This window comes from Burkholderia catarinensis, assembly GCF_001883705.2.
Lineage (GTDB): Bacteria > Pseudomonadota > Gammaproteobacteria > Burkholderiales > Burkholderiaceae > Burkholderia > Burkholderia catarinensis.
Genome location: NZ_MDEQ02000014.1, coordinates 200,735 through 215,656, shown reverse-complemented (window position 1 = coordinate 215,656; position 14,922 = coordinate 200,735). Strand labels below are relative to the sequence as shown.

At 66.8% G+C, this 14,922-nt stretch carries 16 protein-coding genes and 1 tRNA gene; 11 read left to right on the top strand and 6 right to left on the bottom strand.

The window, feature by feature from the left end:
- The first annotated feature begins 27 nt into the window (after positions 1-27).
- Together rapZ and BFF94_RS23365 are read left to right on the top strand one after the other, a co-directional pair.
- A complete protein-coding gene (gene rapZ / locus BFF94_RS23370; protein ID WP_128843963.1) occupies positions 28-936 on the top strand; it encodes an RNase adapter RapZ in 909 nt (302 codons plus the stop codon).
- Positions 937-964: 28 nt separating this feature from the next.
- Complete coding sequence (locus BFF94_RS23365) at positions 965-1,600, top strand: LON peptidase substrate-binding domain-containing protein (RefSeq protein WP_128843964.1); 636 nt, start codon at positions 965-967, stop codon at positions 1,598-1,600.
- A 95-nt stretch (positions 1,601-1,695) separates the two neighbouring features.
- Here BFF94_RS23365 and mutY read toward each other — a convergent pair whose 3' ends face one another.
- Positions 1,696-2,802, bottom strand: coding sequence for an A/G-specific adenine glycosylase (gene mutY / locus BFF94_RS23360; protein WP_219139908.1), 1,107 nt, complete (start codon positions 2,800-2,802; stop codon positions 1,696-1,698).
- A 24-nt stretch (positions 2,803-2,826) separates the two neighbouring features.
- Positions 2,827-3,654 carry a bifunctional DNA-formamidopyrimidine glycosylase/DNA-(apurinic or apyrimidinic site) lyase gene (mutM, locus tag BFF94_RS23355; protein WP_048246970.1) on the bottom strand — a complete coding sequence of 276 codons (828 nt, stop codon included), beginning with the start codon at positions 3,652-3,654 and terminating at the stop codon, positions 2,827-2,829.
- A gap of 366 nt (positions 3,655-4,020) precedes the next feature.
- On the opposite strand from mutM, the gene BFF94_RS23350 reads away from it, so the two are divergent.
- The 8 genes from BFF94_RS23350 to hisC all read left to right on the top strand — a co-directional run bounded on the left by BFF94_RS23350 (position 4,021) and on the right by hisC (position 11,173).
- The gene (locus tag BFF94_RS23350) at positions 4,021-5,844 is read left to right on the top strand and encodes a tetratricopeptide repeat protein (protein ID WP_219139907.1); all 1,824 of its coding nucleotides are present in this window, start codon (positions 4,021-4,023) and stop codon (positions 5,842-5,844) included.
- Positions 5,844-6,464, top strand: a complete 621-nt coding sequence (gene lolB, locus BFF94_RS23345) for a lipoprotein insertase outer membrane protein LolB (RefSeq protein ID WP_219139906.1) — start codon at positions 5,844-5,846, stop codon at positions 6,462-6,464. The genes BFF94_RS23350 and lolB overlap by 1 nt, the downstream gene beginning before the upstream one ends.
- A 25-nt stretch (positions 6,465-6,489) precedes the next feature.
- Positions 6,490-7,371 (top strand): 4-(cytidine 5'-diphospho)-2-C-methyl-D-erythritol kinase, encoded by an 882-nt coding sequence (gene ispE / locus BFF94_RS23340; protein ID WP_128849583.1) that lies wholly within the window; start codon positions 6,490-6,492, stop codon positions 7,369-7,371.
- Between the two features lie 55 nt (positions 7,372-7,426).
- Positions 7,427-7,503 (top strand) — tRNA-Gln (locus BFF94_RS23335).
- Between the two features lie 44 nt (positions 7,504-7,547).
- Positions 7,548-8,504 (top strand): ribose-phosphate pyrophosphokinase, encoded by a 957-nt coding sequence (locus BFF94_RS23330; RefSeq protein ID WP_128849580.1) that lies wholly within the window; start codon positions 7,548-7,550, stop codon positions 8,502-8,504.
- 166 nt (positions 8,505-8,670) lie between these two features.
- Positions 8,671-9,279, top strand: coding sequence for a 50S ribosomal protein L25/general stress protein Ctc (locus BFF94_RS23325; RefSeq protein WP_128849578.1), 609 nt, complete (start codon positions 8,671-8,673; stop codon positions 9,277-9,279).
- 108 nt (positions 9,280-9,387) lie between these two features.
- Positions 9,388-9,987, top strand: a complete 600-nt coding sequence (pth, locus tag BFF94_RS23320) for an aminoacyl-tRNA hydrolase (RefSeq protein ID WP_128849575.1) — start codon at positions 9,388-9,390, stop codon at positions 9,985-9,987.
- A 118-nt stretch (positions 9,988-10,105) separates the two neighbouring features.
- Positions 10,106-11,173, top strand: coding sequence for a histidinol-phosphate transaminase (gene hisC, locus BFF94_RS23315; RefSeq protein WP_128849573.1), 1,068 nt, complete (start codon positions 10,106-10,108; stop codon positions 11,171-11,173).
- Between the two features lie 84 nt (positions 11,174-11,257).
- On the opposite strand, the gene BFF94_RS23310 is transcribed toward hisC, so the two are convergent.
- From BFF94_RS23310 to rsmD, 3 genes are all read right to left on the bottom strand, one after another.
- The gene (locus BFF94_RS23310; RefSeq protein WP_048246983.1) at positions 11,258-11,524 is read right to left on the bottom strand and encodes a YfhL family 4Fe-4S dicluster ferredoxin; all 267 of its coding nucleotides are present in this window, start codon (positions 11,522-11,524) and stop codon (positions 11,258-11,260) included.
- 59 nt (positions 11,525-11,583) lie between these two features.
- Positions 11,584-12,081 carry a pantetheine-phosphate adenylyltransferase gene (coaD, locus tag BFF94_RS23305; protein WP_128849585.1) on the bottom strand — a complete coding sequence of 166 codons (498 nt, stop codon included), beginning with the start codon at positions 12,079-12,081 and terminating at the stop codon, positions 11,584-11,586.
- A 111-nt stretch (positions 12,082-12,192) separates the two neighbouring features.
- Positions 12,193-12,807: a 16S rRNA (guanine(966)-N(2))-methyltransferase RsmD gene (rsmD, locus tag BFF94_RS23300; RefSeq protein ID WP_128849570.1), complete on the bottom strand. Its 615-nt coding sequence runs from the start codon at positions 12,805-12,807 to the stop codon at positions 12,193-12,195.
- Between the two features lie 216 nt (positions 12,808-13,023).
- Here rsmD and ftsY point away from each other — a divergent pair, with 216 nt between their 5' ends.
- Positions 13,024-14,190 (top strand): signal recognition particle-docking protein FtsY, encoded by a 1,167-nt coding sequence (ftsY, locus tag BFF94_RS23295; RefSeq protein WP_128849567.1) that lies wholly within the window; start codon positions 13,024-13,026, stop codon positions 14,188-14,190.
- An 85-nt stretch (positions 14,191-14,275) separates the two neighbouring features.
- Here the strand turns inward: ftsY and maiA are convergent, their stop codons facing one another.
- Positions 14,276-14,920, bottom strand: a complete 645-nt coding sequence (gene maiA, locus BFF94_RS23290) for a maleylacetoacetate isomerase (protein WP_128849564.1) — start codon at positions 14,918-14,920, stop codon at positions 14,276-14,278.
- Positions 14,921-14,922 lie beyond the last annotated feature (2 nt).

Here is a 14,922-nt window from a genome sequence, read left to right as displayed (position 1 = left end):
ATGAAACGTCAGGATTCTCTGCTTCCCATGCGCATCGTCCTTATCACCGGCATCTCCGGCTCAGGCAAGTCCGTCGCGCTGAACGCGCTCGAAGACGCAGGCTATTACTGTGTCGACAACCTGCCGCCGCACGTGCTCCCGGAACTCGCCCGCTACCTTGCCCAGGACGGCCAGCGCCGGCTCGCGGTCGCGATCGACGCGCGCTCGAGCGCGTCGCTCGACGAAATGCCCGGCCTGATCCGCGAGCTGTCGCGCGAGCACGACGTGCGCGTGCTGTTCCTCAACGCAAGCACCCAGTCGCTGATCCAGCGCTTCTCCGAAACGCGCCGCCGCCATCCGCTGTCCGGCTCGCTGTCGCACGATGCGGACGTCGGCCTGCTGTCGTCGCTCGAGGAAGCGATCGAGCGCGAGCGCGACCTCGTCGCGCCGCTCGCCGAATTCGGCCACCAGATCGACACGAGCACGTTGCGTGCGAACGCGCTGCGCACGTGGGTCAAGCGCTTCATCGAGCAGAAGGACACCGCGCTGATGCTGATGTTCGAATCGTTCGGCTTCAAGCGCGGGGTGCCGCTCGACGCCGACCTGATGTTCGACGTGCGCGCGCTGCCGAATCCGTACTACGACCACGAGTTGCGCCCGCTCACCGGGCTCGACCAGCCGGTCATCGCCTTTCTCGACGCACTGCCGATCGTCCACCAGATGATCGACGACATCCATGCGTTCCTGATGAAATGGCTGCCGCACTTCCGCGATGACAACCGCAGCTACCTGACCGTCGCCATCGGCTGCACGGGCGGTCAGCATCGCTCGGTGTTCATCGCGGAAGCGCTCGCCGCGCGCCTCGCACGCGAGGCGAACGTGATCGTGCGGCATCGTGACGCGCCAGTGGATGTCGACGCGTCGTCGCGGCTCGTCTCCGAGGTCGATCGACCCTAGCCGACGCCAGCCCCAACGCCCGCGCGCCATGTCCTCACTATCGACCACCCTGATCGACCTGCCGCTGTTTCCGCTGCACACGGTGCTGTTTCCGGGGGGCCTGCTCCCGCTCAAGGTGTTCGAGGCGCGCTATCTCGACATGGCTCGCGCGTGCCTGCGCGACGACGCACCGTTCGGCGTGTGCCTGTTGAAGAGCGGGCCCGAAGTCGCGCAGGACGGCGCCGTGTCGGTACCCGAAACCATCGGCTGCATGGCGCGCATCACCGAATGCGATACCGGCGAATTCGGGATGCTGTATCTGCAGGCGGTCGGCACGCAACGTTTCGAGCTGCTGTCGTATCGCGTCGAAGGCAACGGGCTGCTGGTCGGCATCGCGGAGCCGCTGCCCGACGACATCCCGCTCGAAAGCGAGCAGACGCTCGCGCAGTTCGGCTCGTGCGCCGAGGTGCTCGAGCGCATCATCGACGCGCTGAAGAAATCCGAACCGGGCAAGCTGCCGTTCGGCGAGCCGTTCCGTCTCGACGATCCGAGCTGGGTGTCGAACCGCCTCGCGGAGCTGCTGCCGCTCGACCTGCGCGCGCGGCAAAAGCTGATGGAGTTTCCTGACGTCGGCGCGCGCATCGACGCCGTGCACCACGTGCTCGACCGGCACGGCTGGTTGTAAGCCCAGTCCCCCGAGGGACGTCCTTCGGGGCGGAAAACCTGCGGCGCCCGGCGTTTTCTCGAGCGCGCGGCCCGCGCCGCGCCCTTCTCCCTTCGTTACAGCAGCGGCCCGCTCAGCGCATCGAGCAGCTTGCGCACGGGCGCCGGCACGCCGTACGCATCGAGCCGGCTCAGCGGCACCCAGGCGGTATCCGCGTCCCGCGCGTGCGACGGCGGGCCGCCATCATCCGTCAGGTCGCTCAGCCGCGGCTCGATCTCGAGCCGGAAATGCGTGAACGTATGCGTGAGCGGCGCGAGCGGCACCGTGCCGCCGCCACCGAAGCCGCGCGCGAGTTCCGCGAGCGCGGCGTCGCCGTCGGCTTGCGGCAGGCTCCACAGGCCGCCCCAGATGCCGGCCGGCGGCCGCCGCTCCAGCAGCACGGCATCGCCGTCGCGCAGCACGAGCATCCAGGTCTTGCGCGTCGGCACGGCCTTCTTCGGCCGCGCGGCCGGCAGTTCGCGCTGCCGGCCCGTCGATTGCGCGACGCAGTCGCCCGCGAACGGGCAGCGCGCGCAATCGGGCTTGCCGCGCACGCACAGCGTCGCGCCGAGGTCCATCAGCCCCTGCGTATACGCGCTCACATCGGCCGCGTTCGCAGCGTCGGGCAGCAGCGATTCGGCGAGCGCCCACATGTCGTTCTCGACGCGCTTCTCGCCCGGAAATCCTTCGACGCCGAATACCCGTGCGAGCACGCGCTTCACGTTGCCGTCGAGAATCGTCGCGCGCGCGCCGTATGCGAACGACGCGATCGCCGCCGCCGTCGAGCGGCCGATGCCAGGCAGTTCGGCCAGCGCGTCAGGCGTCGACGGAAACGCGCCGCCGTGCTCGGCGACGACGACCTGCGCGCAGCGGTGCAGGTTGCGCGCGCGCGAGTAGTAGCCGAGCCCCGCCCACAGCGCCATCACATCGTCGATCGGTGCGGCCGCGAGCGCGGCGACGTCGGGGTAGCGTTCGAGAAAGCGCGTGTAATACGGGACGACGGTCGACACCTGCGTCTGTTGCAGCATGATTTCCGACAGCCAGATCCGGTACGGATCGCGGGTGTTCTGCCACGGCAGGTCGTGGCGGCCGTGCACGCGCTGCCACGCGATCAGGCGCGTGGCGAAGGTGCGGTGCAGCGGCGTGACGGGAAACGGAGCGGGAGCGATGCGGGGCGGCTTCAAGTTATCTGGTCGTGGAAAAAGGTTTCAACGCTGGCAGGTCGGGCAGAAATAGGTCGACCGCTGGCCCTGCACGATCTGGCGGATCGGCGTGCCGCATACGCGGCAAGGCTGGCCGGCCCGGTCGTAGACGAAACAGTCGAGCTGGAAATAGCCGCTTTCGCCGTTGCTGCCGACAAAATCGCGCAACGTGCTGCCGCCACGCTCGATCGCGTCGGCAAGCGTCGCGCGCACCGCATCGGCCAGCCGCTCGTAGCGCGGCAGCGAGACCTTGCCGGCGGCCGTCGTCGGCCGGATGCCGGCGCGAAACAGGCTCTCCGACGCATAGATGTTGCCGACGCCGACGACCATGTCGCCCGCGAGCAGCGCCTGCTTGACCGACACCGTGCGGCCGCGCGTGCGCGCGTGCAGCAGCGCGCCGGTGAACGCCGGCGAGAACGGCTCGACGCCGAGGCTCGCGAGGAGCGGATGCGCATGCACGTCGCCCGCTTCGCGCGGATGCCACAGCACGGCGCCGAAACGGCGCGGATCGCGGAACCGCAACACGAATTCGTCGAAGATCCAGTCGATGTGATCGTGCTTCGCGGCGACCGGCACGCCCGCCGCGGGCAACACGCGCAGCGTGCCCGTCATGCCGAGATGGACGATGAACCAGCCCGCGTCGACCTCGAACAGCAGATACTTGCCGCGACGCTCGACGGCGAGCACCTCGCGCGCGCGCAACTGCTCGGCGAGCCCCGCCGGCACGGGCCAGCGCAGCATCGCGGTACGGACGTCGACACGCTCGACGCGGCGGCCCGCGACAAAGGGCTCGATGCCCCGGCGCGTGACTTCGACTTCTGGCAACTCTGGCATGTTTTGCGGGTCTAGACTAGGGTCTGCTTACACGTGGAACGCGCATGCGTTGCCACGAGAACGGCCGCTCGCGAGGCGCGCGACGCTGCGAATACTGGACGTATTCGCAAGGAGCGCAACGCGGCGAGCGGCCGTTCTCGTGGCAACCCCAAATTAAAAAAACATTCCACGGGAATGCCCGAAATCGCGCGCATGGCGGCGTCGCTCGTCGCTTGTTTGACTCGCCAAACGGCGCTCCTCGCTTCTTGCCATGCGCGCGATTTCGGGCATTCGCATGTGCGTTCCACGTGTAAGCAGACCCTATCACGATCGTGCGTGTATTGTAGCGAGCGCGTTACAATCGGTTGAAACATCGAACGGATTTCCATGACCCTGCCCTCGAAGCTGCTTCAGAAGCGCCCCGCCGCCGTGCGCGGCGCGCGCGTCTTCCCGGTCCGTCGTGCACTCGGCGCCGCGCTGTTTGCCGCCTGGACCCTCACCGCCTTCCCGGCCCACGCGCAGGATCCGGCATCGGACGACGCGGAGCCGCAGGGCGCGTTCGAGCATGTGATGTCGGACGAGCAGCAGAATCTCCCCGCCGCGCCGCTGACGAGCCAGATCGTCTACCAGGTGCTTGCCGCCGAGGTCGCGCTCCAGCGCAACCAGCCCGCGCCGGCCTACCAGACCTATCTCGCGCTCGCCCGCGACACGCGCGATCCGCGCATGGCGCAGCGCGCGACCGAGATCGCGCTCGGCGCGCAGAGCCCGGCCGACGCGCTGTCCGCCGCGAACCTGTGGCGCCAGTACGCACCGGATTCGAACCGGGCGTCGCAGGTCGACGCCGCGCTGCTGGTGCTCGCCGGCAAGCCGGCCGACGCGCAGCCGATGCTCGCGCGCGAGCTGGCCCGCGCGACCGGCGAAACCCGCGGCCCGGCGATCCTCGCGCTGCAGGCGCTGCTCGTGCGCGGCTCCGACCGCGTCGGCGGCCTCGCGGTGCTGAAGGACATGCTGAAGAACGACATGAGCCGGCCCGAGGCGCAGCTCGCGATCGCGCGGCAGCAACTCGCGGTCGACGACAAGGACGGCGCCGCGCAGTCGCTGAAGCAGGCGCTGCAACTGCGCCCCGACTACCTGCCGGCAGCCCTGATGCTGTCGCAGATGGGGCCGGCGGAACGCGCGGCCGGCATCGTATCGTTCGAAAAGTATGTTCAGCAGAATCCGAAGTCGCGCGACGCGCGGCTGGCGCTGTCGCAGCTCTATCTCGCCGACGATCGCCTCGACGACGCGCAGAAGCAGTTCGAGACGATGCGCAAGCTCGACTCGAAGGATCCGACGCCGCTGATGGCGCTCGCGCTGATCAAGATCCAGCAGAAGAAGCTCGACGAAGCGACCGCCTACCTGAAGCAGTACGTGCAGCTCGGCGACAAGCAGCCGAACCTCGACGTCGGCCAGGGCTACATCTACCTCGCGCAGATCGCGATCGACCAGGACAACGAGGCTCAGGCGTCGCAATGGCTCGACAAGGTCGACCAGACGAGCCAGCACTACCTCCCCGCGCAGATCACGCGCGCGCAGTTGCTGCAGAAACAGGGCAAGACCGACGAGGCGCGCAAGGTGCTCGACAACCTGCCGATCACGGATCCGCGCGACGCGGCCGTGGTCGCGCGCACCGACGCGTCGATCCTGTTCACCGCGAAGCGCTATCCGGAAGCCGAGGCACGGCTCGGACAGGCAGTCCAGGATTTCCCCGACGATCCCGACCTGCGCTACGACTACGCGATGGCGGCCGAAAAGACCGGCCACTACACGACGATGGAAAAGCAGTTGCGCGAGCTGATCCGCACGCAGCCCGACAACCCGCAGGCATACAACGCGCTCGGCTATTCGCTCGCCGACCGCAACCAGCGCCTGCCCGAGGCCAGCAAGCTGATCGACAAGGCGATGACGCTCGCGCCGAACGACGCGTACATCATGGACAGCCTCGGCTGGGTGAAGTACCGGATGGGCGACACGGCCGGCGCGACGAAGGTCCTGCAGCGCGCGTACGAGCTGCAGCCGAACGCAGAGATCGGCGCGCACCTCGGCGAAGTGCTGTGGAAGAGCGGCGCGCAGGATGACGCGCGTTCCGCGTGGCGTGCCGCGCAAAAGCTCGAGCCCGACAACGAAACGCTCGTGCAGACGTTGAAACGCCTGCAGATCAACGGCCTCTGATGCAGATGTTCCCGATGCTTTCCCTGTCCTCCCGCGCGCAGCGCACGCTCGCCGCGGCCGGCGCGGCGCTCGCGCTCGCCGGCTGCGCGAGCACGCCGCCGTCGGCAAGCGCGCCGGCAGGCGCGGTGCTGCAGACCGCGGCGACGCACGCTTACCATGGCCGCTTCGCGGTGCAGTACGACGACCGCCTCGGCAGGCAGCAGAACGTGTACGGCAACTTCGACTGGCAGGAGCACGGCGACGACGTGTCGCTCGAGCTGCGCAGCCCGCTCGGCCAGACGCTCGCGGTCGTGAAATCGACGCCGCGCGCGGCATCGCTCGAGTTGCCGAATCGTCCGACGCAATATGCGCCGGACGTCGGCGACCTGATGCAGAAGACCCTCGGCTTCGAACTGCCGCTCGCGGGCCTGCGCTACTGGCTGCTGCCGACGGCCGCGCCCGCGACGCCCGCGGAAACCGTGCGCGATCCGGCCGACGGCACGCACTTCAAGCAGATCCGCCAGGACGGCTGGACGATCGATTACCTCGCCTACGCGGACGCCCCGGCCACGGGCGTCAAGCGCGTCAACCTCGTGCGCGCGACGCCGCCGCTCGACATCAAGCTCGTGCTCGACCAGTGAGCACACGCCTAGCCCCGACATACGCATGACCGATTCGACCCGCTCGCTGCGCAACTGCCTTGCGCCCGCGAAACTCAACCTGTTCCTGCACATCACCGGCCGCCGCCCGAACGGCTATCACGATCTGCAGAGCGTGTTCCAGTTGCTGAACTGGGGCGACACGCTGCACTTCACGCTGCGCGACGACGGCCGCGTCGCGCGTGTCACCGACGTGCCCGGCGTGCCCGAGGAAAGCGATCTCGTCGTGCGCGCGGCCAACCTGCTGAAGGCGCACACGGGCACCTCGGCCGGCGTCGACATCGAGATCGACAAGTGCCTGCCGATGGGGGCCGGCCTCGGCGGCGGCAGCTCCGACGCGGCGACGACGCTGCTCGCGCTGAACCGCCTGTGGCAGCTCGACCTGCCGCGCGCGGAGCTCCAGTCGCTCGCGGTGAAACTCGGCGCAGACGTCCCGTTTTTTATTTTTGGGAAAAATGCGTTCGCAGAGGGTATCGGAGAAGAATTAGCTGAGGTAGAATTGCCGACTCGCTGGTTCTTGGTTGTGACGCCACGCGTTCATGTCCCGACCGCTGAAATATTTTCAGATGAGTTGTTGACAAGAGATTCGAAGCCCGTCACAATTGCTGACTTTCTTGCACAGCAAACCAGCGATGCGGGATGGCCAGACAGCTTCGGCCGGAACGACATGCAGCAAGTTGTGACAAGTAAGTACGCGGAAGTTGCGCAGGTGGTCAAATGGTTGTATGATGTGACCCCCGCGAGGATGACCGGCTCCGGAGCAAGCGTGTTCGCAGCGTTTCGCAGCAAACACGAGGCAGAAGCGGCGCAAGCCAAGCTGCCCACCGGTTGGAATGGTGCAGTTGCCGAGAGTCTGAACGAGCATCCGCTCTTCGCTTTCGCGTCATGAAGTTTTACTTTGCCGGACGGCCTACACAAGCCCGGTGAAGTTGTCAGTTAAGTGTAGGGGAGTCGCCAAGTTGGTCAAGGCACCGGATTTTGATTCCGGCATGCGAGGGTTCGAGTCCTTCCTCCCCTGCCAAAAATTTTCCCGCATTTCCCGCCCAAGCCTGAAGCAGGTGCACGATGAGCAGCCATGACGGCCTGATGGTTTTTACTGGCAACGCGAATCCCGCGCTCGCCCAGGAAGTCGTCAACATTCTTGGAATCCCCCTCGGCAAAGCGATGGTCAGCCGTTTCTCCGACGGCGAGATCCAGGTCGAGATCCAGGAAAACGTGCGTGGCAAGGACGTCTTCGTCCTGCAATCCACGTGCGCACCGGCGAACGACAACCTGATGGAACTGATGATCATGGTCGATGCGCTCAAGCGCGCATCCGCCGGCCGGATCACTGCAGCCATCCCCTACTTCGGCTACGCCCGCCAGGATCGTCGCCCGCGTTCGGCGCGTGTCGCGATCTCGGCGAAGGTCGTCGCGAACATGCTGGAAATCGCCGGCGTCGAGCGGATCATCACGATGGATCTGCACGCCGACCAGATTCAGGGCTTCTTCGACATCCCGGTCGACAACATCTACGCAACGCCGATCCTGCTGGGTGACCTGCGCAAGCAGAACTATTCGGATCTGCTCGTCGTGTCGCCGGACGTCGGCGGCGTGGTGCGCGCCCGGGCACTCGCGAAGCAGCTCAACTGCGATCTCGCGATCATCGACAAGCGTCGTCCGAAGGCGAACATCGCCGAAGTGATGAACATCATCGGTGAAGTCGAAGGCCGCACCTGCGTGATCATGGACGACATGGTCGATACGGCCGGCACGCTTTGCAAGGCCGCGCAAGTGCTGAAGGACCGCGGTGCGAAGCAGGTGTTCGCCTACGCGACGCACCCCGTGCTGTCGGGCGGCGCCGCGGATCGCATCTCTGCATCGGCGCTCGACGAGCTGGTCGTCACCGATACGATCCCGCTGTCGGCCGAATCGCTGGCATGCTCGAAGGTCCGCTCGCTGACGAGCGCGAGCCTGCTGGCCGAGACGTTCTCGCGGATCCGCCGCGGCGACTCGGTGATGTCGCTGTTCGCGGAATCCTGATCGCGAATCGACACGACAAAGCAAGCGCGAAAAGCGAAGCGGCAACGCTTCGCTTTTTGCACAATCGGACGGGATAGACGAAACCCCGGCCGTTTCATCGGGGGCCGCCGTTTGACGTGACGGCCCCGTTTTACTGCCTGGTCGCGGGCAGCCATTGGAGAATCACATGAAAGTAGTCGCTTTCGAGCGCCAAGAGCAAGGTACGGGTGCGAGCCGCCGCCTGCGCAACGCCGGTAAGACCACGGGTATCGTTTACGGTGGCGAAGCAGCCCCGCAAAAGATCGAACTCGATCACAACGCCCTGTGGCACGCCCTGAAGAAGGAAGCGTTCCACTCGTCGATCCTCGACCTCGAAGTGGCCGGCCAGTCGCAACAGGTTCTGCTGCGCGACGTGCAATACCACCCGTTCAAGCAACTGGTGCTGCACGTGGACTTCCAGCGCGTCGACGCGAAGAAGAAGCTGCACACGAAGGTGCCGCTGCACTTCCTGAACGCTGAAGTCAGCCCGGCCGTGAAGCTGTCGAGCGCGATCGTTTCGCACGTCGCGACGGAAATCGAAGTCGAGTGCCTGCCGGCTGCCCTGCCGGAGTTCCTCGAAGTCGACCTGTCGAAGATCGAAGCCGGTCAGTCGCTGCACGCGAAGGACATCACGCTGCCGAAGGGCGTCGTGCTGGTCTCGCACGTCGACGCGGAAAACCCGGTTGTCGCATCGGCGACGGTCCCGGCTGGTGCCGTGTCGGACGCAGCAGGCGAAGGCGAAACGCCGGCTGCCTAAGCGCCCCATCGATCCGTTTCACGAAACGGTCGACGCAACCCGCCGCGGCTTGCCCGGCGGGTTTTTCTTTTTCTGCGCCCAGGCGGCGGCAGCCGCCTTCGAAACGTCATGATCAAACTGATCGTCGGCCTCGGCAATCCCGGGGCGGAATACACCGCGACGCGCCACAATGCCGGCTTCTGGCTGATCGACCAGCTCGCCCGCGAAGCAGGCACGACGCTGCGCGACGAACGCCGCTTCCACGGCTTCTACGCGAAAGCGCGCCTGCACGGCGAGGAAGTCCACCTGCTCGAGCCGCAAACCTACATGAACCGCTCCGGCCAGTCGGTCGTCGCGCTCGCGCAGTTCTTCAAGATCCTGCCCGACCAGATCCTCGTCGCGCACGACGAGCTCGACCTGCCGCCCGGCACCGTGAAGCTGAAGCTCGGCGGCGGCAGCGGCGGCCACAACGGCCTCAAGGACATCTCCGCGCACCTGTCGTCGCAGCAGTACTGGCGACTGCGGATCGGCATCGGCCATCCGCGCGACCTGATTCCGGAAAGCGCGCGCGCCGGCGCGAAGCCCGACGTCGCGAACTTCGTGCTGAAGCCGCCGCGCCGCGAGGAACAGGACGTGATCGACGCGTCGATCGAGCGCGCGCTCGCCGTGATGCCGATGGTCGTCAAGGGCCAACTCGACCGCGCGACGATGCAGCTGCATCGCAACTGACCGCGCATCGCACCGGCACGGTGCATCGGGCCGTCCGGCGTCGCCGGGCGGCACCGCCCTTCCCCACCGTGCGCGCACATGCGGTAATCTCGTCGTTTTGCCCGACAGGAGCCAAGCGGTGAGCCGTTACTGGAGCGATGTCGTTCAGCAACTCGTGCCTTACGTGCCGGGCGAACAGCCCGCACTCGCGCACCCCGTCAAGCTGAACACCAACGAGAATCCCTATCCGCCGTCGCCGCGCGTCGTCGCGGCGATCGCGCGCGAACTCGGCGAGACCGGCGACACGCTGCGCCGCTATCCGGACCCGGTCGCACGCGCGCTGCGCGAGACGGTCGCGGCCCATCATCGCATCGAGCCCGGGCAGGTATTCGTCGGCAACGGCTCCGACGAGGTGCTCGCGCACACGTTCCAGGCGCTGCTCAAGCACGACCGGCCGCTGCGCTTTCCCGACATCACGTACAGCTTCTATCCGACCTATGCGCGCCTGTACGGCGTCGACACCACGGTCGTGCCGCTCGCGGACGACTTCTCGATCCGCGTCGACGACTATCTCGACGACGCCGGCGGCGTGCTGTTTCCGAACCCGAACGCGCCGACCGGGCGCGCGCTGCCGCTCGCGGACGTCGAGCGGATCGCGGCCGCGAATCCGTCGTCGGTCGTCGTGATCGACGAGGCCTATGTGGATTTCGGCGCGCAGTCCGCGATTAAGCTGATCGACCGCCATCCGAACCTGCTCGTCGTGCACACGACGTCGAAAGCGCGCTCGCTCGCGGGCATGCGCGTCGGCTTCGCGTTCGGCGATACGGCACTGATCGACGCGCTGAACCGCGTGAAGGACAGCTTCAACTCGTACCCGCTCGACCGGCTCGCGCAGGTTGCCGCGCAGGCCGCGTACGAGGACACCGACCATTTCGGCGCGACCTGCCGGCGCGTGATCGACAGCCGGACGCGGCTCACGCACGCACTCGACGCGCTCGGCTTCGACATCGTGCCGTCGGCCGCGAATTTCGTGTTCGCGCGCCATCCCGCGCACGATGCGGGCACGATTGCGGCCAGGCTGAAGGAACGGGAAATTTTCGTGCGGCACTTCCGGCTGCCGCGGATCGACCAGCACCTGCGCATCACGGTCGGCACCGACGCCGAATGCGATGCGCTCGTCGCGGCGTTGCGCGAGCTGCTGGCCTGAAACGGAAGAACCGGCGCCGGGCGGCGCCGATCTGAGAGGGTGGCATGCGCGCCGGCTGCCCCAAGCGCGCGCCTTACCGCGGGATCACGACGCGTCGTCGCCCTTCCCGGCGATCAACACGTGATACTTCTCCATCAATTGTGCGTGCGATTCGTCATGCTGCGGATCGCGCGGAATGCATTCGACCGGACACACCTGCTGGCACTGCGGTTCGTCGAAATGGCCGACGCACTCGGTGCACTTGTTCGGGTCGATCACGTAGATGTCCGGGCCCATCGAAATCGCGCCGTTCGGGCACTCGGGCTCGCACACGTCGCAATTGATGCACTCGTCGGTAATCATCAAAGCCATACTGATCTCACTTCTTCAGGCCGGCGGCCGGCTTCGCAACGAAACCGGCCGGCGCCGCGTCACGCGACAGGGCCTTCCATCGCGGCAACTTTCTCGGTCAGCCACTTTTCGACGGACGGGAACACGAACTTGCTGACATCGCCGCCTAACTGCGCGATTTCGCGCACGATCGTCCCCGAGATGAACTGGTACTGGTCGGACGGCGTCATGAACATCGTCTCGACGTCAGGCAACAGATAGCGATTCATCCCCGCCATCTGGAACTCGTATTCGAAATCGGACACGGCACGCAGGCCGCGCACGATCACGCGCGCGTTGTTGGTACGGACAAAATCCTTCAGGAGGCCGGTGAAACTCATCACCTTCACGTTCGGATAATGGCCCAGCACCTCGTTCGCAATCGTCAGACGTTCTTCCAGCGAAAAGAACGGCTTTTTCGCGCGGCTGTCGGCAACACCAACCACCAGCGTATCAAAAATGCTCGACGCACGCCGCACGAGGTCTTCGTGCCCGCGGGTCAGCGGATCGAACGTACCGGGATACACGGCGACTACCATGTCGCTCCTCCTGTCATCACGCAAACGGGATGGCAGCCGTGCCATGCGCACGCCGCTGCCGAGATGGGCATGCGTCGCCTTTGCGGCGCGCCGCCTCGTATCGAACGCGCATTATTCATCATTTTCGCGCCGCAGCAAATGATAGTGAACCGCACCGGCCTTGCCGTGCTTCACCACCTGCCAGCCTGCGAGCGCGTCGTGCGCGGCCGGATCGAGTTCCGCCCCCGTCTCGACGTACAGCGCGCCGCCCGGCGCGACGAGCGGCGCCGCCAGCGCGATCGCGCGCTCGAGCGCGGCCGGATCGCCGAACGGCGGATCGAGAAACACGACGTTGAACGCACCCGGCGTGAGCCCGGCAGCGAGCCGCAGCGCGTCGGCCTCCGCGACCTCGACCGCCCGTGCGCCGAGCTTGTCCTTGATCGCACGCAACTGCTGCGCGGCGCGCGGATGGCGCTCGACCATCACGACGCTCGCTGCGCCGCGCGACGCGGCCTCGAAGCCGAGCGCGCCGGTGCCCGCGAACAGGTCGAGGCAGCGCCAGCCTTCGAGATCCTGGCCAAGCCAGTTGAACAGCGTTTCGCGCACGCGATCGGGCGTCGGCCGCAGGCCGTCGAGATCGAGCACCGCGAGGGGCGTGCGTTTCCAGTCACCGCCGATGATGCGGATCGTGTGCGGCTTGCCGCGGCCGGGAAGGGCCGCCGGGCGGCCGGAAGAGGAACGGGACATACGGGATATCGACGACGGAGGGACCGGGCGCGCGCAGTGGCGCACCGCCAAACAGGCGCACGTTACCACAGCGGCGACGCCCACTGACGCGAGCGCCACGCCGCACTGATAAAATGTACGGTTTCGGCCGCCGTGCGCCGCGCCCGCGCGAACGCAGAACGGCCCATCCGGCGCCCCGCCCCTGGCGGCGGCCCGCCCTCTTCGCGACGTCAGACCATGTTCAGCTTCTTCAAACGATTCAAGAAAACGCAGGAGCCCGATCCGGCGGAATCGCAATCGGCCGACGTGCCGCAAACGGACGAGCCGTCCGATGCGCCCGCGGTCGAGGCCCCGCTCGCAGCCGCAGTGCCGCAAGCGCCCGCGCAACCAGCCGCACAACCGGCCGCGCCGGCCGTCGTGATGACGGTCACGCCGACCAACGACGGCCGCGACGAAGTCGTCGAGACGGTCGAAATCGTCCCGCCGCCGCTGCAGGACGCCTCCGCGAAGAAGTCGTGGCTGACGCGCCTGAAAACGGGGCTCGCGAAGACGGGCTCGAGCATCACCGGCGTATTCGTCAACACGAAGATCGACGAGGATCTGTACGAGGAGCTCGAAACCGCGCTGCTGATGTCCGACGCGGGCGTCGACGCGACCGAGTACCTGCTCGACGCGCTGCGCGAAAAGGTACGCACGGGCCGGCTGACCGACCCGCAGCAGGTGAAGGCCGCGCTGCACGACCTGCTCGTCGAACTGCTGAAGCCGCTCGAGAAATCGCTGATGCTCGGCCGCGCGCAGCCGCTCGTGATGATGATCACCGGCGTGAACGGCGCGGGCAAGACGACCAGCATCGGCAAGCTCGCGAAGCATCTGCAGAGCTTCGACCAGTCGGTGCTGCTGGCCGCGGGCGACACGTTCCGCGCGGCCGCGCGCGAACAGCTGGCGGTCTGGGGCGAACGCAACAACGTGACGGTCGTGCAGCAGGAAAGCGGCGATCCGGCCGCAGTGATCTTCGACGCGGTCAGCGCCGCGCGCGCGCGCAAGATCGACGTGATGATGGCCGACACGGCCGGCCGCCTGCCGACGCAGATCCACCTGATGGAAGAGCTCAAGAAGGTGAAGCGCGTGATCTCGAAGGCGCACGACGGCTCGCCGCACGAAGTGCTGCTGGTGATCGACGCGAACACCGGCCAGAACGCGCTCACGCAGGTGAAGGCCTTCGACGACGCGCTCGGCCTCACGGGCCTCATCGTCACGAAGCTGGATGGCACCGCGAAGGGCGGGATTCTCGCCGCGATCGCACGGCAACGCCCGGTGCCCGTCTACTTCATCGGCGTCGGCGAAAAGGTCGAGGACCTGCAGCCGTTCAGCGCCGTGGAATTCGCGGACGCGCTGCTCGGCTGAACGCCGCCGGCACGCATCGCACAGGGCGCCTTCGGGCGCCCTTTTTCATGCGCGCCCGATCATGCACGCCGCGGGCGTGCCGCGATCATTCGGCGTCGGGCTGCACGCCGGGTTCGGCGGCCTTGAACGCGTCGAGCGTCGCTGCATGGTCGACGATCCGCTGGATCGTCGGATAGCGCGTCGTGTCGATCGAGAAGCGGTTCGCGTTGAACACCTGCGGCACGAGGCACACGTCGGCGAGCGTCGGCGTGTCGCCGAAGCACAGCTTGCCGGTACGCGGATCGTTCGCGAGACGCGTCTCGAGCGATTCGAAGCCCGCCTCGATCCAGTGCCGGTACCACGCGTTCTTCGCCTCCTCGGGCACCTGCAGCGTGTGCTTCAGGTACTTCAGCACGCGCAGGTTGTCGAGCGGATGGATTTCGCACGCGATCTGCAGCGCGACCGCGCGCACATACGCGCGATCGACCGGCTGCTTCGGCAGCAGCGCGGGCTCGGGATGGGTTTCCTCGAGATATTCGATGATCGCGAGCGACTGCTGCAGGGTCGCGTCGCCGTCGGTCAGCGTCGGCACGACCCCATCCGGATTCAGTGCGCGGTACTCGTCCTTCAGTTGCTCGCCGCCGTTGCGCAGCATGTGCACGGGAACATAGTCGAACGGCAACTGCTTCAGGTACAGGGCGATCCGCACGCGGTACGACGCGGAACTGCGGAAATAGCTGTAGAGCTTCATGG